Genomic DNA, 19274 nt, shown 5'->3' with positions numbered 1-19274 from the left:
GCGCCAACATGGCCGCCACGCAGAAGGAGATCCTCGACGGTCTCGCCGAGATCGTCAACGAGATCGCCGGTATCCCGGCGGAGGACGTCCAGCTGGACAAGTCCTTCACCGACGACCTGGACGTCGACTCGCTGTCCATGGTCGAGGTCGTCGTCGCCGCCGAGGAGCGCTTCGACGTCAAGATCCCCGACGAGGACGTCAAGAACCTCAAGACGGTCGGCGACGCCACCGACTACATCCTCAAGCACCAGGGCTGATCCCAGCCCGGCTGTGTCGCCACCCGGCGGTGGCGCCGCTGATTCACGACCCTCTACACGTGGAGAAGATTTTCCAGTGAGCTCGACCAATCGCACCGTGGTCGTCACCGGTATCGGCGCAACCACTCCGCTGGGTGGCGATTCCGCATCGACCTGGGAAGGTCTGATGGCCGGCCGGTCCGGCGTCAAGCCCCTTGAGGGCGAACGTTTCGCCGAACTGCCCGTACGGATCGCGGCCCTCGCGGCCGTCGACCCGTCCGAGGTCCTGCCCCGTCCGCTCGCCCGCAAGCTGGACCGCTCGGCGCAGTTCGCGCTGATCGCGGCCCGGGAGGCGTGGGCGGACGCGGGCTTCACCGGCAAGGCCGGTGAGGACGAGAACGTCCGGCCCGAGCGGCTGGGATCGGTCATCGCCTCCGGCATCGGCGGCGTGATCACCCTGCTCGACCAGTACGACGTGCTGAAGGAGAAGGGCGTACGCCGCGTCTCCCCGCACACCGTGCCCATGCTCATGCCGAACGGCCCGGCCGCCAACGTGGGCATCGAGGTGAACGCCCAGGCGGGCGTCCACACCCCGGTCTCCGCCTGTGCGTCTGGTGCCGAGGCCATCGGCTACGCCGTCGAGATGATCCGCACCGGCCGCGCCGATGTGGTCCTCGCCGGTGGCACCGAGGCGGCGATCCACCCGCTGCCGATCGCCGCGTTCGCCAACATGATGGCGATGTCCAAGAGCAACGACGAGCCCGAGAAGGCCTCGCGTCCGTACGACACGGGCCGTGACGGCTTCGTCCTCGGCGAGGGTGCCGGAGTCGTCGTGCTGGAGTCCGCGGAGCACGCCGCCGCGCGTGGTGCCCGGGTCTACTGCGAGGTGCTGGGCCAGGGGCTGTCCGCGGACGCCCACCACATCGCCCAGCCCGAGCCGACCGGGCGCGGTATCGCCGCGGCGATGCAGAACCTGCTGGACCAGACGGACCTCAAGCCGTCCGAGGTCGTGCACCTGAACGCGCACGCGACGTCCACGCCGCAGGGTGACCTCGCGGAGCTGAAGGCCCTGAGCAAGGTCCTGGGCGACGACCTGAACCATGTCGCGATCTCGGCGACGAAGTCGATGACGGGTCATCTGCTCGGTGGCGCGGGCGGTATCGAGACCGTGGCGACGGTGCTCGCGCTGCACCACCGGATGGCTCCGCCGACCATCAACATCGAGCACCTCGACGAGGCGGTCGAGGCGGACATCGTGCGCGATGCGCCGCGTCCGCTGCCGGAGGGGCCGATCGCGGCGATCAACAACTCGTTCGGGTTCGGCGGGCACAACGTGGTCCTGGCGTTCCGCACGGTGTGATCTTCGCGCCTGTACGCATGAAGCCCGCTTCCCCTGTCCTGGGGAGGCGGGCTTCATCCGTGGCACGGTGCGTTCCGGGGCAGAGCCCCAAAATCAAGCCCCGCCGGCGCTTGAGGCGCGGGGTCCGGGGCGGGGCCTCGGTGCTCGGGCCGGCGCGGGCGGGCGTGCCCGGAAGGTCACACCACCTGGTGGAGCCACCGCACAGGCGCACCCTCGCCCGCGTGGCGGAAGGACTCCAGTTCGTCGTCCCAGGGCTTGCCCAGGAGTTTCGCGACCTCCGCCTCCAGGTCGCTCTCCCCCCGCAGCGACCGCGCCAGCGCGGCCCGCAGACGGTCCTCGGGGACCAGGATGTCGCCGTGCATGCCGGTGACGGCGTGGAAGATGCCGAGCCCGGGCGTGGAGCTGTAGCGCTCGCCCTCCGCGGTCGGCGACGGCTCCGCCGTCACCTCGAAGCGCAGCAGGTCCCAGCCGCGCAGCGCGGAGGCGAGCTGCGAGGCCGTGCCGGGGCCGGCCTGCCAGGAGAATTCGGACCGCCAGGTGCCGGGCGCGGCCGGCTGTCTGATCCAGTCGAGCTGGACCCGCACGCCGAGAACACCCGCCACCGCCCATTCGACGTGTGGGCAGAGCGCGCGCGGTGCGGAGTGAACGTACAGAACTCCACGTGTCGTCACCGGGACCTCCAGTGTGGGACGAGGTTCGCCTTCCCCAGCGGCCTCGCGCCCGTACCACCTCTTACCGGCCGGTCCCCGAGGCTGTCATCAGTAAACAGCATCGGGAGTTAATATCCGGAAAAGGGACAGTATGTGACGTGATGTGATGTTCGGAAACCACCCGAGTGGAGCCGGGTGGCCGAAAGAGCCACTGGTTCGACGGGGAAAAGCTACCGTGCGGCGGCGTCCGAGGTGTGACGTACCGTCGGTCCTGGGCCCATGATTCGCTCAGCATTCACCCGGCAGGGCGCGCGGGCCCGCCGACCGGTGCCGCACGGGTGTGCCGGCGGCATGGGACAGGAGGGGACGAGGACATGCCGGATCGCTCCGTACGGCACCGCTCGCGCACCGCACTGGCCGCGCTGGCCGCGGTGTCATGTCTGGGCACGGCCGTGCTGACGGGCTGTGACTCCGGGTCCGACGGGACGACGAAGGGCGCGGCGGCCGGAGAGGGCCGGCGGCCCGCGGCGGCGGTGCCGGTCTGGGACCGCAGTCCGCGGTCCGTCGCCGCGGTCGGGGACTCCATCACCCGTGGCTTCGACGCCTGTTCGGTGCTGGCCGACTGTCCCGAGGCCTCCTGGTCGACCGGTACGGACAGCGCGGTGCGCAGTCTCGCGGTGCGGCTGCTCGGCGCCTCGGGCGCGGCGGCCCGCAGCTGGAACCACGCCGAGACGGGGGCCAGGATCGCCCAGTTGCCGGAGCAGATGGCGCTGGCCGCGAAGGAGGACCCGGAGCTGGTGACGGTGATGATCGGCGCCAATGACGCGTGCCGGGACTCGGTGCGGGTGATGACGCCGGTGGCGGACTTCCGTGCGTCGTTCGAGGCGTCGATGCGTCAGCTGCGGAGCGCGGCGCCGAAGGCCCAGGTGTACGTGTCGAGCGTGCCGGACCTGAAGCGGCTCTGGTCGACGGGCCGGGGCAGTCAGCTGGGCAAGCAGATCTGGAAGCTGGGCATCTGCAAGTCGATGCTGGGCGACGCGGACGACATGAGCGCGTCGGCGGTGGCCCGGCGCGCGGCGGTGCAGGAGCGCGTCGTCGCGTACAACGAGGTGCTGCGCGAGGTGTGCGCGAAGGACCGGCGCTGCCGTTACGACGGCGGGGCGGTGTTCGACTACCGCTTCACCGGCAAGCAGCTCAGCCAGTGGGACTGGTTCCACCCGGGGCGGAACGGGCAGGCCAGGCTGGCCGAGATCGCCTACCGCAACGTCACGGCGGCACGGCCTCCCGCGTAGAGTTTCCGATCATGGAGACGGGTTCGGGCACGGTCACGCGTACGGAGCACTTCGGCACGCTCGGGGACGGTGCCGAGGTGCACCGCTGGACGCTGGAGCGCGGCGGTACGCGGGTGCGCGTCCTGACGTACGGCGGCGTCGTGCAGTCGGTCGAGGTGCCGGACCGGGACGGTGCGCGGGCCGGGGTGGCGCTCGGGCTGCCGGATCTCGCCTCGTACCTCCAGTACACCGGCCCGTACTTCGGCGCGCTGGTCGGGCGGTTCGCGAACCGGATCGGCGGCGCGGCGTTCACCCTCGACGGGCGGACGCACCACGTCACGCGCAACGAGGGCCGCAACCATGTGCACGGCGGGGCCCGCGGCTTCGACAAGCGTGTGTGGGAGGCCCGCGGGATCGCGGACGGCGTGGAGCTGTCCCTGGTCGCCGCGGACGGCGAGGAGGGCTTCCCGGGGCGGCTTGAGCTGTCGGTGGCGTACACCCTGGACGAGGACGGGGCGCTGCGGATCGCGTACCGGGCGACGACGGACGCGCCGACCGTGCTGAACCTGACGAACCACACGTACTGGAACCTGGCGGGCGCCGAGTCCGGCAGTGCGCTGGGTCAGCGGCTGCGGATCGCGGCCGGGCGGATCACCCCGGCGGACGCGGAGTCGCTGCCGACGGGTGAGTTCCTGCCGGTGGACGGGACCCGGTTCGACTTCCGGGAGCCGCGGCCGGTCTCCAAGGAGTACGACCACAACTTCGTGCTCGACGAGGGCGTGGCGGGTCCGGTGGCCGAGCTGTACGACGAGGTGTCGGGGCGCGTCCTGACCGTCTCGACGACGGAGCCGGGCATGCAGCTGTACACGGCGGACCACTTCGACGGGCGGCCCTTCGGTCCGTGCGCCGGGATCGCGCTGGAGACCCAGCACTTCCCGGACTCGCCGAACCGGCCGGAGTTCCCGAGCACGGTGCTGCGGCCGGGCCAGGAGTACGTGTCGACGACGGTGTACGGCTTCTCGGCGCGCTGAGGACCGGCGCCGGCAAGGCCGTTCTGACCTGCGAGAACGCCGGTATTACAAGATCGTTAAGCGGCACCTGGGAGTGATTCCGGGCGGTCTACGCGCGTTCGCGAAATGCGCCCCTTTCCGCGCCCCTCAGGGTGGCCGCATGACTTCCAAGCCCACCGGACCGACGTCCGGCCTGCCCTCACGCCGCACCATGATCGCGGGCGCCGCCGCCGGCGTCGCGGCCCTCGCCACCACCGCCGCCCGTGCGGACGCGGCCGCGTCCGGCTCTCCCGCCGCGCCCGCCCCTCTCGCGGCCCCCGGTTCCGACTGGGAGGCCTGCCTGACCGTCGCCCGCGCCGTTCTCGTACGCGACGAGCAGGACGAGTCGCTGGTGCCGCACTACCGCGACGTCCTGCTCACCAAGGGCCTGCCGCGCAGCGGCAAGGACCCGAAGAAGGTGCTGATCGTCGGCGCGGGTCCGGCCGGGCTGACCGCCGCCCATCTGCTGCGCGAGGCCGGGCACACCGTCACCGTGATCGAGGCGAACGGCAACCGGGTCGGCGGCCGGATCAAGACCTTCCGCACCGGCGGCCACGAGAACGCGAAGTCGCCCTTCACCGACCCGAAGCAGTACGCCGAGGCCGGCGCGATGCGCATCCCGGACAGCCACCCGCTCGTCACCGGGCTCATGGACAGCTTCGAGCTGAAGCGCCGCCGCTTCCATCTCGTCGACGTCGACGGCACGGGACAGCCCGTCAACCACACCTGGATCCACGTCAACGGCATCCGGGTCCGCAAGGCGGACTACGCGAAGAAGCCGCAGGCGGTCAACCGCTCCTTCGGGGTCCCCGCGGCGTTCGAGGACAAGACCGCATCGGCCATCGTGCGCGAGGCGTTCGCCCCCGTGCGCAAGGAGTTCGAGGGCAAGGAGGGCTCGGAGCTCGTCAAGGGCTGGGCCCGGGTCATCCAGAACTACGGCCACTGGTCGATGTTCCGCTTCCTCACCGAGGAGGCCGGGCTCGACGAGCGCACCATCGACCTCATCGGCACCGTCGAGAACCTCACATCGCGGCTCCCCCTCGCCTTCGTGCACAGCTTCATCGGCGCCTCCCTGATCAGCCCGGACACCGCGTTCTACGAGCTGCCCGACGGCACGGCGACGCTGGCCGACGCCATGTACGCACGCGTCGAGGACCTGGTGCACCTGGACCGCCGGGCCGCCAGGATCAGCCACGGCGATGACGGGGTCCGGGTCGAGACGGTGTCGGAGGGCCGGGACGGCACGGTGGTGCGGGAGACGTTCACCGGCGACCGGGCGATCATCACCGTGCCGTTCTCAGGTCTGCGGCACGTCCCGGTCACGCCGCCGCTCTCGTACGGCAAGCGGCGCGCGATCACCGAGGTCCACTACGACACGGCCACGAAGGTGCTGCTCGAATTCAGCCGCCGCTGGTGGGAGTTCGAGGAGAAGGACTGGAAGGAGGAGCTGGAGAGGGTCCGGCCCGGTCTGTACGACGAGTACCGGCTCGGCAGGGCGCCGGCCGACGGTTCGCTGCTGGGTGCCCACCCCTCCGTACCGTCCGGGCACATTCCGCCCAACCAGCGCGTGCACTACGCGGCGTACCGCGCGACCGCCCGCAACCAGCCCGAGGCGGCCCACGTCATCGGCGGCGGATCGGTCACCGACAACGCCAACCGCTTCATGTACCAGCCCTCGCACCCGGTCGACGGGAGCAGGGGCGGGGTGCTCCTGGCGTCGTACAGCTGGGCCGACGACGCCCTGAAGTGGGACTCGCTGGACGACGACGAGCGCTATCCGCACGCGCTGGGCGGGGTCCAGGACGTGTACGGACAGCGCATCGAGGTCTTCTACACGGGGGCGGGCGCCACCCAGTCGTGGATGCGTGACCCGTACGCGTACGGCGAGGCGGCCGTCCTGCTCCCCGGGCAGCACACCGAACTGCTCGCCGATGTGCGGTCGGTGGAGGGGCCGCTGCACTTCGCGGGCTGTCACACGTCCGTCAAGCCCGCCTGGATCGAGGGGGCGCTGGAGTCGGCGGTCCGCACGGCGCTGGAGGTGCACACGAGCTGACCGACGGCAGGAGCTCTAGTCCTCGCCCGGGCCGTCGCCGGGGCCGCCCGCGCCGTCCCCCACCAGGTCGCGCGCCAGCAGGGTCGCCCCCGCGACGGCACCCGGCATCAGGAAGACGGCGACGAACGGGATCAGGAAGGCGAGCCCCAGGGGTACGCCGAAGCCGAGGACCAGCAGCCGGCGGCCGCGCAGCAGGGCGAGCCGCTCCTTCAGCGCCATGCCGCGGCGCTGGAGGGCGACGGCGGTGAGTTCCTCGGCGAGGAAGTACCCCGTGACGCAGAAGCCGAGGACCGGGACGACGGTCTGTCCGGCGACCGGGACGAATCCGAGGGCGAAGAGCAGGATCGCGTACAGCGCGACGCGCACCAGGATGCGCACGCTGTCGCGGGCGGAGATCCACAGCTCCCGCCACAGCGGCAGCCCGGACTCGGGGACCTCCCCGCCCTCGGCCCGGTCCACCTCCTCCGACAGCGACTCGTAGAAGGGCTGTCCGACGAGCAGGGTCACGGCGGTGAAGGTGATGACGGCCAGGAAGAGGCCGAGCGCGAAGACCAGCACGGTGAGGGTGGTGCGCAGCAGGCCGAGCCAGGGCGAGGACCAGTCGTCGGCGAACGGTGTCGCCCAGTCCGCCAGGTCGTCGGCCCCGTAGCCGAGGCCGACGAGGGCGCCCGCGTACAGGAAGAGGGTGATCAGGCCGGGCAGCAGCCCTATGCCGAACCACTTGCCGTGCCGGGCGACCCAGCGCTGCCCCTTGATCAGATAGCCGAGGCCCGCCCCGAGATCACGCATGGCGTCAGCCTAACGGGACCGGGGGGCGGGCCCCTTCGCGGGAGGGGGCTGTGGTCAGGAGAGGCGGATCATGTTCCAGGACATCGGCTCCAGCACGGCCCGCAGCACTCCCCCGTCGAGTGCCGTGCCCTCGGCCGGGTGGGGAGTGACGCGGCCGGGTTCGGTGAGGGTGTTGCGGGCGTCCGGGTCGGCGTCGGCGAGGACCTGGTGCTCGGCGATCCCCGTCAGGCCGAGCCCGTGCAGGGCGACTTCGAGCGGGAGGGCCGCGGACTGGCTGCGGTTGACCGCGAAGACGGTGACCGCGCCGGTCTCCGGGTCGCGGACGGCAGTGGCGTGCAGCAGGTCCGTCTCACCGTACTTCGCGGTCGTGTACGTGGGCGAGTCCACCCGGACGTCCAGGACCTGGCCGCGGCCGTGCCGGGCGGCCTGGGCGAACGGGAAGAACGTGGTCTGGCGCCAGGCGGGTCCGCCGGGTTCGGTCATGATCGGGGCGATCACGTTGACCAGTTGTGCCAGGCAGGCCACCGTCACCCGGTCGGCGTGGCGGAGCAGGGCGATGAGCAGGGTGCCGAAGACGACGGCGTCGGTGACCGAGTAGCTGTCCTCCAGCAGGCGCGGCGCCTCGGGCCAGTCGAGGGGGTTCGCCTCGGCCTCCTGCTGACTGCGGGCCATGTACCAGACGTTCCACTCGTCGAAGGAGAGGTTGATCCTCTTCGTGGACTTCAGCCGGGCCCCGACGTGGTCGCAGGTGGCGACGACGTCCTCGATGAAGGACTCCATGTCCACGGCGGACGCCAGGAACGAGTCGCGGTCGCCGCCGAGTTCCTCGTAGTAGGCGTGCAGCGAGACGTAGTCGACGAGGTCGTAGGTCTCGGCGAGGACCGTGGCCTCCCACGCGGCGAAGGTGGGCATGGAGCGGCCGGAGGAGCCGCAGGCGACGAGTTCGACGGACGGGTCGATCTGCCGCATGGCGCGGGCCGTCTCGGCGGCGGTCCTGCCGTACTCCTCGGCGGTCTTGTGGCCGGTCTGCCAGGGGCCGTCCATCTCGTTGCCCAGGCACCACAGCCTGATGCCGAAGGGGTCCTTGTCGCCGTGCGCGATGCGGCGCTCGGAGAGTTCGGTGCCGGCCGGGTGGTTGGCGTACTCCTGGAGCTCGATGGCCTCCTGGACGCCGCGGGTGCCGAGGTTGACGGCGAGCATCGGCTCGGCCTGCGGGCCGATCTTCCTGAGGAAGGCGATGTACTCGGAGAGGCCGAAGCGGTTCGTCTCGGTGGAGCGCCAGGCGAGGTCGAGGCGGCGCGGCCGTTCGTCGGCGGGGCCGACGCTGTCCTCCCAGCGGTAGCCGGAGACGAAGTTGCCGCCGGGGTAGCGGATGGCGGTGACGCCGAGTTCGCGGATGAGTTCCAGGACGTCGGTCCGCAGGCCCGCCTCGTCGGCCGAGGGGTGGCCCGGCTCGTATATGCCGTCGTAGACGCAGCGGCCGAGGTGCTCGACGAACGAGCCGAAGAGGCGGGGGTCGACGTCGCCGACGGTGAACGCCGGGTCGAGGGTGAATCGGGCGGTGCGGGTCATGACGTCCTTCGGGGTCGGGTTGCGGATCTCGGTGCGCGTCACTGGCCGGCCAGCCCGGTGTGGGCGACGCCGCTGACGATCTGGCGCTGGAAGAAGACGAAGACGACGATGAGCGGCAGTCCGGCCATCAGCCCGCCGGCCATGAGCTGGGCCCACTGGATGCCGTAGGAGTTCATGACGGTCGCGATGCCGTTCGGCATGGTCATCAGGTCGGGGTTGTTGGTCACCATGTACGGCCAGAGGAAGTTGTTCCACGACGCGATGAAGGTGAAGATGCCGACCGCGGAGAGGGAGGGCCTGGAGAGCGGCACGATGATGGTGAAGAAGACCCGCCAGCGGCCGGCGCCGTCGATGAACGCCGCCTCCTCCAGCTCTTTCGGGATGCCCTGGAAGAACTTGTAGAGGATGTAGACCATCGCGGCGGGCGCGCACTGCGGCAGGATCATGCCCCAGTAGGTGTCGACCATGCCCATCTGCTGGACCGTGGTGAACAGCGGGACGCCGAGGACTGCGGGCGAGACCATCAGGCCCGCCATCACCGTGCCCATGAGGAACGCCTTGCCCCTGAACTCGGTGCGGGCGAAGCCGTATCCGGCGAGCGCGCTGACGAGCAGCACGACGACGGTGACGCAGATGGAGACGACGAGCGAGTTCACGAACCAGTCGGTGATGTTGCCGGTGGCGAAGAGCGCCTTCCACGCCTGGCCCGTCCAGTCCTCCGGCAGCCAGTGCGCCGGCACCTCGACGGCCTCGGTCTCCGACTTGAGCGAGGTGAACAGCGCCCAGGCGAGCGGCGCCAGGAACACGGCCGAGACGGCGACGCCGATGAGGGTGAGCACGACCTGGCTCGGTGACCAGGGCTTGCGGGTACGGGACTTGACGGGCGCCTGCGCGGTGTCGGCGGTCATCGGGCGTCCTCCTCACGGTTGCGCAGCAGCCACATCCGGGCGAGGGCGACGGCCGCGATGATGACGAAGAAGATGATGGAGATCGCGGAGGCGTAGCCCACGCGGTAGCTGGTGAAGCCCTCTTCGAGCGTGTACTGCACGAAGGTGCGGGTCGACCCCTCGGGCCCGGGGCCGAAGTCCTGCATCACGACGGCCTGGTCGAAGACCTGGAGCGAGGCGAGGATCTGCAGCGCGATCACGAGGCCGGTGATGTTGCGCAGCATGGGCAGGGTGATGTGGACCATGCGGTGCCAGACGTTCGCGCCGTCCAGTTCGGCGGCCTCGTAGAGGTGTGCGGGGATGTTCTGGAGCGCGGCGAGGTAGAGCAGGAAGCTGAAGCCGACCGTCCACCACAGGGTGGTGATGACGACGGCGAGCATCGCGTACGACGTGCCGGTCAGCCACGGCGTATCGAGGCCGAAGAGGTAGTTGACCATGCCCGTACCGGGGTTGAACAGCCACTGCCACAGGTTGCCCGCGACGGTCGACGGCAGCAGGAACGGGATGAAGAAGCACAGCCGCCACAGCCATTTTCCGCGCTCGATGTGGTGGGCGAGCAGCGCGAGGAGGAGGGCGAGGACCGTGATGCACGGCACGACGAGCAGCGTGAAGTAGGCGCTGTGGCCGAGCGCGTCCCACATCAGCTGGTCGTGCAGGGCCTCGCGGTAGTTGTCGAGGCCGACGAAGCCCGCGCCGTCGCCGGAGATGTTGGCGTCCGTGAGGCTCAGGTAGACGCCGCGCAGCAGCGGCCAGATCACGAAGAGCGCGAACAGGACGAGGAACGGGGCGACGAACCATCCGCCGTGCTGGAAGCCCTGCCTGCGGCGGGCCGTGGGGCTGTCGGCGGCGGTCCTCGCGCGGGTGGGTGCGAGGACGGCCTGGGGTGTGGTCGTCGTCATGCGGCCGCTCCTGCCTGCGCCGCGGTCCTGCCGTCCATGGGGTTCTTCATCGCGAGGAGCTCGGCGAGGGTGCTCCTCATGCGGCGGGCGGCGGCCTCGGGCCTGGCGGAGCCGAGCATGGAGGATGCGGCGATCGGTCCGACGCGCTGGGCGAGGATGCCGGTGGAGCCCGCGAACCACACCTTGGGCTCGGTGGCCTGGTGGTCCATCGCGGAGACGTACTCGTTCTGCGGTTCGAGCTTCTTGTACGCGGCCGTGGACAGCGTCGGCGTGTAGGCGGGGATGTGCCCGCCCGCGGCCCACTGCTGTGCGTGCCTGACGACGTAGGCGGCGAGTTCGTGGGCGGCCTCGTTGGCGTCGCCGCCGCGGCCTGACTGGTGCGGCAGGACGAAGGAGTGCGATTCGGCGTGGGTGGCCCGCTTGCCGAAGACGGGCGGCAGTGGCGTGGCGCCGTACTCGGTCTTCGCTCCGTCGAACACCGGCACCGACCAGTTGCCCTCCCAGCAGAACGGGGAGCCGTTGAGGAACTGTTCGGCGCCCGCGGCCCCGGCGAAGCCCGGGTCGGAGTACCCGTCGGTGATGTGCCGGCGCATGAACTCCAGGACCTGGGTGGCCTTGTCCGTGTCGAAGGTGACGTCGGAGTCGGCGGCGTCGAACCAGGTGCCGCCGAGCTGGGTGTAGAAGGCGACGAAGAACCACCACTGGAAGTTCTGGTCGTTGGCCCACAGACCGATGGTCTGCAGTCCCTTCTTCGTGGCCTTCTTCGCCTCCTTGAGCACGTCGAACCACTCCTCGGTGGACGTGACGGGCACGATCCGCCCGTCGTCGCCGAGCAGGCCGGCCTTCCTCAGCACGTCCTTGCGGTAGAAGCAGAGCTGGACGTGGATGTCGAGCGGGAGGGCGTAGAGCTTGCCGTCGACGACGGCGCGCTTCCACAGCGCGGGGTTGAAGTCGGCTTCCCTCACGCCGTACTTGGCGAGCAGGCCGACGTCCCAGGGGTCGAGCAGGCGGCCCGGTGAGAACCCGGTGACGCGGCCCAGGTGCATGACGCCGAGGTCCGGTGCGCGGTTGCCCGCCGCCGCCATGGCGAGCTTGGTGTAGAAGGGGCTGCCCCACTGGAGCGTCGAGTCCTTCACCTCGGTGCCGGGGTGCTCCCTGCGGAAGGCGTCGAGCATCGCGATCATGTTGTAGCCGTCGCCGCCGCTGAAGAGGTTCCAGTAGCGGACCCGGGTGGCCGCGTCCGACGCGAGGGCGTCCGCACCGCTTCCCAGCGCCGCGAAGCCGAAGCTGCCGGCGACGGCCGCACCGCCGAGGCCGGTGATCAGTTGCCTGCGATTCAGGCCAGGTCGTCCCATGCCCCGCCCTCACTGTTCGATATACCGGATGACGCCCGTAACTTCGAACGGACCGTAAAATCGAAGCGCTTGCGCGTCAATGGGTCGCGCAAGAATTCCGGACAATGTCCGGGGTGTCGAACAGGAGGGGCGGGCCGGGACCGGGAACGGCCGAGGGCCGCACCTGGTGGGGTGCGGCCCTCGGCTGTGTACGAGTGGTGCGAACGGTCAGACGACCGAGAGCGCCACCTTGATGTTGCCGCGCGTGGCGTTCGAGTACGGGCAGACCTGGTGGGCCTTCTCGATGAGCGCCTGCGCGGTCGCCGCGTCCACGTTCGGGATGGTCGCGGTGATCGCGACCTCCAGACCGAAGCCACCGGCCTCCGTCTTGCCGATGGAGACCGCGGCGGTCACCGTGGAGCCGGTGATGTCGGCCTTCTCCTGGCGCGCCACGACGCCGAGCGCGCCCTGGAAGCAGGCACTGTAACCGGCGGCGAAGAGCTGCTCCGGGTTGGTGCCGGCGCCGCTGCCGCCCATCTCCTTCGGCGGGTTGACGACCACGTCGAGCTTGCCGTCGTCCGAGGAGACCCTGCCGTCACGGCCGTTCTCGGCGGTGGCGACGGCGGTGTACGCGACGGTGATGTCCTGAATGGTCATGCTGGGGGATTCCTCCTGCTGATGCGCCGCGACTCGCGCCCACGATCGCGACGGCCTGGGACGAGCCTAACGGGTGCCCGGACGGGCGGTTCAGCCGAGGGAGACGATCATCTTCCCGGTGTTCTCGCCGCGGAGCAGACCGAGGAAGGCCTCGAAGCCGTTCTCGATGCCCTCGACGACGGTCTCGCGGTACTTCAGCTCGCCGGAGGCCAGCCAGCCGGCCACCTCCTGGACGAACTGCCCCTGGAGGTCGGCGTGGTCGCCGACGAGCATGCCCTGGAGGCGCAGCCGCTTGCCGATGACGAGGGCGAGGTTGCGCGGGCCGGGGGTGGGCTCGGTCGCGTTGTACTGGGCGATCATGCCGCAGATGGTCGCGCGGCCGTGCACGTTGAACGAGGAGATCGCGGCTTCGAGGTGCTCGCCGCCGACGTTGTCGAAGTAGACGTCGATGCCGTCGGGGGCGGCCTCGCGCAGCTGCTGAGCGACGGGGCCGTTCTTGTAGTTGAAGGCGGCGTCGAAGCCGTACTCCTCGACCAGGAGCTTGACCTTCTCGTCGGAGCCGGCGGAGCCGATGACCCGCGCGGCGCCCTTGATCTTCGCCATCTGGCCGACCTGGCTGCCGACCGCACCGGCGGCGCCGGAGACGAAGACCACGTCGCCCTCCTTGAAGGAGGCCACGTCGAACAGGCCGGCGTAGGCGGTGAGACCGGTCATGCCGAGCACGCCGAGGTAGGCGGAGAGCGGGGCGAGGGAGGCGTCGACCTTCACCGCGTGCTTGGCGGGGACGTCGGCGTACTCTCGCCAGCCCAGACCGTGCAGCACGTGGTCGCCGACCGCGAAGCCCTCGGCGTTCGACGCGACGATCTCGCCGACCGCGCCACCCTCCATGGGGTGGTCCAGCTTGAACGGCGGGGTGTACGACTTCACGTCGTTCATCCGGCCGCGCATGTACGGGTCGACCGAGAAGTGCAGGTTGCGGACGAGGACCCGGCCCTCGGCGGGAGCGGTGACCGGCGCCTCACGCAGTGCGAAATCCTCGGCCTTCGGCCAGCCGTGCGGACGGGCTACGAGGTGCCATTCACGGCTGGACGTGGGAAGAGTTGCAGACATGGGCTCGGGTTCTCCTCGATGACTGGGGGATGCGGAGGGGTGGAGTCACGGAAGCGGTTCGGCCGGAGCGGAAAAGCTTCATGAGGTGAAACAACCATGCGCCTGGATATTTCACCTTGTCAAGTAACCGGCTATCCTCGATGTCATGGCCACCCCGCGCACGGACCCGCTGACCCTCGAAGTCGTCGAGCTGATCGGCTCGGTCGTGGCGCGGTACTACGAGGAGTACGAGCAGGCCGCGTCCGCCCACAGCCTCACCGGCGCCCAGGCCCGCGTCCTCGGACTGCTCTCCCTGGATCCGCTGCCGATGCGCCGGATAGCCCAGAAGCTGAAGTGCGAGCCGTCGAACGTCACGGGGATCGTCGACCGTCTCGAGGCGCGCGGACTGGTGGAGCGGCGGCCCGATCCGGCCGACCGGCGGGTGAAGCTGGCCGCGCCCACGGAGGAGGGCGCCCGGACGGCCCGGAAGCTGCGCGACTCGCTCGGCTTCGCCCGCGAACCCCTGGCGGGTCTCTCGGACCAGGAGCGCGCGGTCCTGCGGGACCTGCTGCGCCGGATGCTGGGGATGGAACCGGCCGACCTCTCCTGAGCGGCGTTCCTCAGGGGCTCAGCAGAACCACGGGAACCAGCAGTCGTCGTCCGTGGGGGTCGGTGACGGGGTGGGGGTCGGCGTGGGCACGGGCTGCGTCGGGGTCGCGGACGGTGACGGTCCGCCGCCGGTGCCGCCCGGCTCCGTGGGACCACCGGTGGTGACCGACGGGGCCGCCGACGGCGGTACGGAGACCGGGGCCGGGGCCGCCGGTGCCGAGGTGACCCCGCCGGGGCGCGCCTCGGCCGTGGCCCGGTCCGGCCGGGCGGCGGCCGAGGAGTGTGCGTCGGTCGCGGGGACGACGGACGGGCTGCCCGTCGGGCTCCTGACCGGACGCGGCGGCTCGGCCGTGTCGCTCACCTCGGGATCAGGCGCCGGAGCGGTGGTGGCGGACGTCGATTCGCGTACGTAGTCCGAGGCCCCGTCGCCGCCGTCCGGCTCGGTCGCCAGCTCGGCCAGGCTCAGCGCACCGGCGGCCAGGACCACCCCCAGCAGCGCCAGCAGCGCCGTACGGCCCCGCCTGCTGCGGCCACGCCGGCCACGGCGCGGCCGCTCCTCAGGGGCAGGGCCGCCGCGGCGCGCGGCGCGTCCGCCGTGCGCGCCGCCCCGCGTCCGGGCAGCCTCGCGCTCCCGGCGGCGCCGGCCCCCGGACGGAGACGGCGCGGCCCGCTCGTCCCGGGCGTCCGGCTCGTGGCCGAAGGGCGCGGGGGCGGCGTAGCGGCTCAGCGCCTGCGCGGGGGTTCCGCATCCGGCGCAGGCCAGGGCGCCGTTGAGATGCCGCTGACAGGGCTGGCAGTAATCCATGGCGCCCGCAGATTAGATGCCCGGTGGACACCAGAGAAAGCCGCTCAGGTGAGGATCCTGTGTGGAACCGTTGGTTCCATGACCGCTCCCGCCCCGTTCGGCCCCCGTGAGTTCCAGCTCGTCCTGCTGCGCCGGATGGCCGACCACCAGCCAGGCCTCGTCGAGGACGCCCGGCACGAACTGAGCGCCACGCTCGCCGAGATGCGTGAGGCCAACCGCCGCTGGCAGGCGATGACGCGGGCCCCGCGCGGGCGGGGAGCGCTGCGCCGCTACCGTTCGGTGCTCGGCGAACCCGAGATCTCGCTGCGCCGCACGGTGGGTGATCTGGAGTGCGACGCGCTGTTCTGGCCTGTGCCGCTCTGGCCGGACCTGCGGTTCGAGGTGATGGTGGCGCCGGGCGGGGCGGTGTGGAACGAGTGGCTGGTGCGGGCGCCGGGCGCGCCGGCCCCCGAGCTCGGCCCGGCCGGGGAGCTGCGCCCCTGGTCGTGCACCGTGAACGAGGTGGCGCGGGCCTTCGCCCCGGCCCGTCCGATGGAGGGCAGCGCACCGACCCGCTGGGCCCTCTCGATCACGGACACGGCCACCGGCGTCCCGTACGTCGCCGAGTTCACCTGGGGGCTGTTCCAGCGGCTGCTTCCCGGCCCGCCGGCCCGCTGAGGCACGGACCGACGCCCCGTCAGCTGCGTACCTCCTCCGGCGTATCCCAGCGCGCACGAAGCCCCCGAACGGCGCAGGATGCGAAGAGAACCGGCTGCCCGTCGGTCCCCCCATCAGCGCTCTCGGGAGAACCTGCCGTGACCGTCAGCCTTGAGCAGTTGCGCCGTTGCCATGTCGCCGTCGACCTCGGGGCCGCCCGCACCCGGGTGTACGTCAAGGGGCTCGGGCTCGTCGTCGACGAGCCGAGTGTCGCCGCCGTCAACACCCGTACGGGCTCGCTCATCGCCGTCGGCGCGCTCGCCGAACAGATGACGGGCCGCACCCCCGACTACATCCGGGTGGCCCGCCCGGTCTCCGGCGGAACCGTCGTCGACATCGAGATGGCCCAGCGCATGCTGCGTCATCTGCTCGGCGAGAAGCTCCGCCGCCAGCTGCGCCGCAAGCCGCGGCTGCGGGCCGCCGCCTGCATCCCGCACGAGAGCGATCCGCTGGCCCAGCGCGCCGCCGTGGAGACGCTGGTCGGGCTCGGGGCGCGGCGGGTCGAGCTCGTCGACACCCTGATCGCGGCGGCCGTCGGCTGCGGACTGCCGGTCGAGCAGCCGACCGCCACCATGATCATGGTGTGCGGGGCGGCGACCACACAGATCGCGGTCCTCTCGCTCGGCTCGATCGTGACGGCGGTGCGCATCCCGATCGGCGGCGACGCGATCGACCACGCCGTCATCCAGCACCTGCGCCAGTTCCACGAGCTGATGCTGCCGAGCCAGTCCGTGCGCCCCCTGCAGCTGGCGCTCAGCGGCAACGGGCTGACGCCGTACGGCCCCTCGGTGACCGAGATCCACGGCCGGGACGTGGCGACCGGACTGGCCCGCTCCGTCCAGGTCGACACGGCGGCGGTGCGGCAGGCGATCCACCGCCCGCTGACCGCGGTCCTCGACGGTCTCGGCAAGATCCTGCGGGCTTGCCCGCCCGATCTGGTGGCCGACCTCGCCGACTGCGGGATCATGATGGTCGGCGGCAGCGCGCTGCTGCCCGGCCTCGACCAGATGCTGCGCGACGCCACGGGCATGCCGGTGCACATCGCCGAGCGGCCCGACGTCTGCTCCGTCCTGGGGCTCGGCGCCATGCTGGACGGCAAGATCAGCCCGATGGTCCTCGACCCGCTCGCCGGCTGAGTCCGGCGGATGACGGACGAACCGCCCGACGAGGCACCCAGCCACGGTGTCCCCAGGTCACCACGGCTGCCGATGCTGCTGGAAGCGGTCCTCCGGGTCGGTACCGATCTCGAACTGCGGGCGACCCTCCAGCAGATCATCGACACCGCCACCGCGCTCACCGACGCCCGCTACGGGGCGCTCGGGGTCCTGGACCCCGCGAGCGGCAGGATCGGTGAGCTGTTCGTCACCGGGCTGAGCGAGAGCGAGCGGGCGGCCGTCGGCGGCCTCCCCGACGGGCACACGGGCCTGCTCGGCGCGCTGGTCGAGGAGGGGCAGCCGCTGCGCTGCGACGACCTGACCACCGATCCGCACTCCGTCGGCGTGCCCCCCGGCCATCCCCCGATGCGCTCGTTCCTCGGCTCCCCGATCCGGGTCCACCGCAAGGTGTTCGGGAACATCTACCTCACCGAGAAGCCCGGCGGGCACTTCACCGACACCGACATGACGCTGCTGCGGGTCCTCGCCGCTCAGGCAGGCATCGCGATCGGCAACGCCCGGCTGTACGAGGGCGCCCGGCAGCGGGAGCGCTGGATCGAGGGCGCGGCCGCGGTCACCAACACCCTGCTGACCGGCGAGAACGCGTCCGACGCCCTGATGACCGTGGCCGAGCGGGCCAGGATCCTCAGCGACGCCCTGGCCGGGGTGATCCTCCAGCCGAACGAGGCGGGCGGCATGGAGATCGTCGTCGCCTCGACCCTGGAGGACCCGGCCGGTCTGGTGGGCACGGCGATCGCCCCCGGCTCCCCCGTCCTGGTCCAGCTGCTGGGCGGCGAGGCGGTGTTCATCGACGACTCGGCGACCGATCCTCGGATGACCACGCCGGTCCGGACCCGCTTCGGGCCCAGCATGATGCTGCCGCTGCAGAGCGGCGGGCGGCTCATCGGCACGCTCGCCCTGCCCCGGCGGCGCGGCGCCCGCCCCTACACGGACGTGGACCGGCTGCTGGCCGCCCAGTTCGCCTCGCAGGCCGCGCTGGCCCTGGTGCTGGCGGACTCCCAGCACGACCGCGAGCAGCTCGCGGTGTACGAGGACCGGGACCGGATCGCCCGCGATCTGCACGATCTCGTCGTCCAGCGGCTGTTCGCCACCGAGATGATGCTGGAGTCGACGCGCCGCCGGGCCGGCGCAGCGGAGACGGACGAACTGCTCGGCAGGGCCGTGGACGAGCTGGACTCCACGATCCAGGAGGTGCGGACCGCCATCTTCGCCCTCCAGCAGCCGCCCGCCGAGGCTCCCACCACCTTCCGGGGCCGGGTACTGCGGGAGACCAGCGGTGCGGCGGCCGTGCTGGGTTTCCAGCCCTCCGTGCACTTCGCCGGGGCGGTGGACGCGCTGGTGCGCGATCCGGTGGACGGTCAGCTGCTCGCCGCGCTGCGCGGAGCGCTGGCGGCCGCACACCGCCGGCTCGGGGTGTCGGCGATCGAGGTGGAGGTGGACGCGACGGCCGTCCTGCCGGACGGCCGGGCCGGGGTGCGGCTGGCGGTTGCGGACGACGGGCGCGAACCGGACGGTTCGCGCGCGCCGACAGTCATTTGGCAGGCGCCGCTCTGAGCGCGATCCTGGTGCTGGAGTGGGCGACACCGGCCTCGCGCTTCAGCCGGCGCAGCAGCCCGTCCAGCGCCGCGGTGTCGGCGGCGGTGGCCCGTACGAGATAGTCGTGCCCGCCCGTCACATGCACCACCTCGGTGATGCCGGGCAGGGTCAGCACCGCCCGCTCGAACACCTCGTTGGTGGTGTCCGTCCGCAGGGTCACGTCGATGAAGACGACGAGTCCGGTCCGGGTGTCGGCGGCGGGGTCGATGATCACGGTGAAGCCGCGGATGACGCCGTCCCGGCGCAGCCTGCGCACCCGGTCGGCCGCCGCGTTGGCGCTGAGCCCGACCCGGACGCCCAGGTCGCGGTACGAGATCCGCGCGTCCTCCTGGAGGACTCCGAGGATTTCCCTGTCGAGACGGTCCATACCGCGATTGTCGCAGCTTTCGGCCGATCGCGACTGCGCAGACGTCGGCAGCCCGTCCCGCCCGGCCGTTACCGCGCCCCCGGATGGCGCAACCCGACGGGCCCGTGGCCCGCTCCCCCC

19 protein-coding genes are annotated in these 19274 nt (G+C 71.4%); 9 read left to right on the top strand and 10 right to left on the bottom strand.

Annotated elements, in window-relative coordinates; translation table 11 throughout:
* Positions 1-8 precede the first annotated feature (8 nt).
* Together OG521_27385 and fabF are read left to right on the top strand one after the other, a co-directional pair.
* Positions 9-257 carry an acyl carrier protein gene (locus tag OG521_27385; protein ID WUW24287.1) on the top strand — a complete coding sequence of 83 codons (249 nt, stop codon included), beginning with the start codon at positions 9-11 and terminating at the stop codon, positions 255-257.
* Positions 258-333: 76 nt separating this feature from the next.
* The gene (fabF, locus tag OG521_27380) at positions 334-1596 is read left to right on the top strand and encodes a beta-ketoacyl-ACP synthase II (GenBank protein ID WUW24286.1); all 1263 of its coding nucleotides are present in this window, start codon (positions 334-336) and stop codon (positions 1594-1596) included.
* A gap of 176 nt (positions 1597-1772) precedes the next feature.
* Here fabF and OG521_27375 read toward each other — a convergent pair whose 3' ends face one another.
* Positions 1773-2267, bottom strand: coding sequence for a DUF3145 domain-containing protein (locus tag OG521_27375; GenBank protein WUW24285.1), 495 nt, complete (start codon positions 2265-2267; stop codon positions 1773-1775).
* Between the two features lie 353 nt (positions 2268-2620).
* Between OG521_27375 and OG521_27370 the strand changes: the two genes are divergently transcribed.
* The 3 genes from OG521_27370 (at position 2621) to OG521_27360 (ending at position 6619) form a co-directional block, all read left to right on the top strand.
* Positions 2621-3538 (top strand): SGNH/GDSL hydrolase family protein, encoded by a 918-nt coding sequence (locus tag OG521_27370; GenBank protein WUW24284.1) that lies wholly within the window; start codon positions 2621-2623, stop codon positions 3536-3538.
* A gap of 11 nt (positions 3539-3549) precedes the next feature.
* Entirely contained in the window at positions 3550-4548 is a 999-nt protein-coding gene (locus tag OG521_27365) for a galactose mutarotase (GenBank protein WUW24283.1), read from the top strand.
* A 139-nt stretch (positions 4549-4687) separates the two neighbouring features.
* Positions 4688-6619, top strand: a complete 1932-nt coding sequence (locus OG521_27360) for an FAD-dependent oxidoreductase (protein ID WUW24282.1) — start codon at positions 4688-4690, stop codon at positions 6617-6619.
* Between the two features lie 15 nt (positions 6620-6634).
* Here OG521_27360 and OG521_27355 read toward each other — a convergent pair whose 3' ends face one another.
* The 7 genes from OG521_27355 to OG521_27325 form a co-directional block, all read right to left on the bottom strand.
* Positions 6635-7408: an EI24 domain-containing protein gene (locus OG521_27355; protein ID WUW24281.1), complete on the bottom strand. Its 774-nt coding sequence runs from the start codon at positions 7406-7408 to the stop codon at positions 6635-6637.
* 54 nt (positions 7409-7462) lie between these two features.
* Positions 7463-8980 (bottom strand): alpha-N-arabinofuranosidase, encoded by a 1518-nt coding sequence (locus OG521_27350; GenBank protein ID WUW24280.1) that lies wholly within the window; start codon positions 8978-8980, stop codon positions 7463-7465.
* A 38-nt stretch (positions 8981-9018) separates the two neighbouring features.
* Positions 9019-9888: a carbohydrate ABC transporter permease gene (locus OG521_27345; protein ID WUW24279.1), complete on the bottom strand. Its 870-nt coding sequence runs from the start codon at positions 9886-9888 to the stop codon at positions 9019-9021.
* Positions 9885-10826, bottom strand: coding sequence for a sugar ABC transporter permease (locus OG521_27340; GenBank protein ID WUW24278.1), 942 nt, complete (start codon positions 10824-10826; stop codon positions 9885-9887). The genes OG521_27345 and OG521_27340 overlap by 4 nt, the downstream gene beginning before the upstream one ends.
* Positions 10823-12181, bottom strand: a complete 1359-nt coding sequence (locus tag OG521_27335; protein ID WUW24277.1) for an extracellular solute-binding protein — start codon at positions 12179-12181, stop codon at positions 10823-10825. The genes OG521_27340 and OG521_27335 overlap by 4 nt, the downstream gene beginning before the upstream one ends.
* Before the next feature lie 207 nt (positions 12182-12388).
* Complete coding sequence (locus tag OG521_27330; protein ID WUW24276.1) at positions 12389-12817, bottom strand: organic hydroperoxide resistance protein; 429 nt, start codon at positions 12815-12817, stop codon at positions 12389-12391.
* 90 nt (positions 12818-12907) lie between these two features.
* On the bottom strand, positions 12908-13927 hold the full coding sequence (locus OG521_27325) for an NADP-dependent oxidoreductase (GenBank protein ID WUW24275.1): 1020 nt from the start codon (positions 13925-13927) through the stop codon (positions 12908-12910).
* Between the two features lie 145 nt (positions 13928-14072).
* Here OG521_27325 and OG521_27320 point away from each other — a divergent pair, with 145 nt between their 5' ends.
* On the top strand, positions 14073-14516 hold the full coding sequence (locus tag OG521_27320) for a MarR family transcriptional regulator (GenBank protein ID WUW24274.1): 444 nt from the start codon (positions 14073-14075) through the stop codon (positions 14514-14516).
* An 18-nt stretch (positions 14517-14534) separates the two neighbouring features.
* On the opposite strand, the gene OG521_27315 is transcribed toward OG521_27320, so the two are convergent.
* Positions 14535-15320, bottom strand: coding sequence for a hypothetical protein (locus tag OG521_27315; protein ID WUW24273.1), 786 nt, complete (start codon positions 15318-15320; stop codon positions 14535-14537).
* Positions 15321-15398: 78 nt separating this feature from the next.
* Here OG521_27315 and OG521_27310 point away from each other — a divergent pair, with 78 nt between their 5' ends.
* From OG521_27310 to OG521_27300, 3 genes are all read left to right on the top strand, one after another.
* Entirely contained in the window at positions 15399-15977 is a 579-nt protein-coding gene (locus tag OG521_27310) for a hypothetical protein (protein WUW24272.1), read from the top strand.
* Between the two features lie 137 nt (positions 15978-16114).
* Complete coding sequence (locus OG521_27305; GenBank protein WUW24271.1) at positions 16115-17152, top strand: rod shape-determining protein; 1038 nt, start codon at positions 16115-16117, stop codon at positions 17150-17152.
* Positions 17153-17161: 9 nt separating this feature from the next.
* Positions 17162-18745: a GAF domain-containing protein gene (locus OG521_27300; GenBank protein ID WUW24270.1), complete on the top strand. Its 1584-nt coding sequence runs from the start codon at positions 17162-17164 to the stop codon at positions 18743-18745.
* Here the strand turns inward: OG521_27300 and OG521_27295 are convergent.
* Positions 18723-19154 (bottom strand): Lrp/AsnC family transcriptional regulator, encoded by a 432-nt coding sequence (locus tag OG521_27295; GenBank protein WUW24269.1) that lies wholly within the window; start codon positions 19152-19154, stop codon positions 18723-18725. The two genes, OG521_27300 and OG521_27295, sit on opposite strands and share 23 nt — an antisense overlap.
* Positions 19155-19274: the final 120 nt, after the last annotated feature.

The sequence above is a fragment of the Streptomyces sp. NBC_01463 genome (assembly GCA_036227345.1).
In the GTDB taxonomy this organism is placed as follows: Bacteria; Actinomycetota; Actinomycetes; order Streptomycetales; family Streptomycetaceae; genus Streptomyces.
The sequence above is the reverse complement of the archived record's forward strand: the minus strand, read 5'-3'. Positions and strand labels throughout refer to the sequence as shown.

What these genes read in the sequence shown, in the direction of transcription:
- OG521_27360 (WUW24282.1), top strand. Translation starts at nt 4,688, where the DNA reads ATGACTTCCAAGCCCACCGGACCGACGTCCGGCCTGCCCTCACGCCGC.
- OG521_27315 (WUW24273.1), bottom strand. Translation starts at nt 15,320, where the DNA reads ATGGATTACTGCCAGCCCTGTCAGCGGCATCTCAACGGCGCCCTGGCC.
- OG521_27350 (WUW24280.1), bottom strand. Translation starts at nt 8,980, where the DNA reads ATGACCCGCACCGCCCGATTCACCCTCGACCCGGCGTTCACCGTCGGC.
- OG521_27365 (WUW24283.1), top strand. Translation starts at nt 3,550, where the DNA reads ATGGAGACGGGTTCGGGCACGGTCACGCGTACGGAGCACTTCGGCACG.
- OG521_27355 (WUW24281.1), bottom strand. Translation starts at nt 7,408, where the DNA reads ATGCGTGATCTCGGGGCGGGCCTCGGCTATCTGATCAAGGGGCAGCGC.
- OG521_27320 (WUW24274.1), top strand. Translation starts at nt 14,073, where the DNA reads ATGGCCACCCCGCGCACGGACCCGCTGACCCTCGAAGTCGTCGAGCTG.
- OG521_27300 (WUW24270.1), top strand. Translation starts at nt 17,162, where the DNA reads ATGACGGACGAACCGCCCGACGAGGCACCCAGCCACGGTGTCCCCAGG.
- OG521_27335 (WUW24277.1), bottom strand. Translation starts at nt 12,181, where the DNA reads ATGGGACGACCTGGCCTGAATCGCAGGCAACTGATCACCGGCCTCGGC.
- OG521_27385 (WUW24287.1), top strand. Translation starts at nt 9, where the DNA reads ATGGCCGCCACGCAGAAGGAGATCCTCGACGGTCTCGCCGAGATCGTC.
- OG521_27295 (WUW24269.1), bottom strand. Translation starts at nt 19,154, where the DNA reads ATGGACCGTCTCGACAGGGAAATCCTCGGAGTCCTCCAGGAGGACGCG.
- OG521_27325 (WUW24275.1), bottom strand. Translation starts at nt 13,927, where the DNA reads ATGTCTGCAACTCTTCCCACGTCCAGCCGTGAATGGCACCTCGTAGCC.
- OG521_27330 (WUW24276.1), bottom strand. Translation starts at nt 12,817, where the DNA reads ATGACCATTCAGGACATCACCGTCGCGTACACCGCCGTCGCCACCGCC.
- OG521_27345 (WUW24279.1), bottom strand. Translation starts at nt 9,888, where the DNA reads ATGACCGCCGACACCGCGCAGGCGCCCGTCAAGTCCCGTACCCGCAAG.
- OG521_27370 (WUW24284.1), top strand. Translation starts at nt 2,621, where the DNA reads ATGCCGGATCGCTCCGTACGGCACCGCTCGCGCACCGCACTGGCCGCG.
- OG521_27310 (WUW24272.1), top strand. Translation starts at nt 15,399, where the DNA reads ATGACCGCTCCCGCCCCGTTCGGCCCCCGTGAGTTCCAGCTCGTCCTG.
- OG521_27340 (WUW24278.1), bottom strand. Translation starts at nt 10,826, where the DNA reads ATGACGACGACCACACCCCAGGCCGTCCTCGCACCCACCCGCGCGAGG.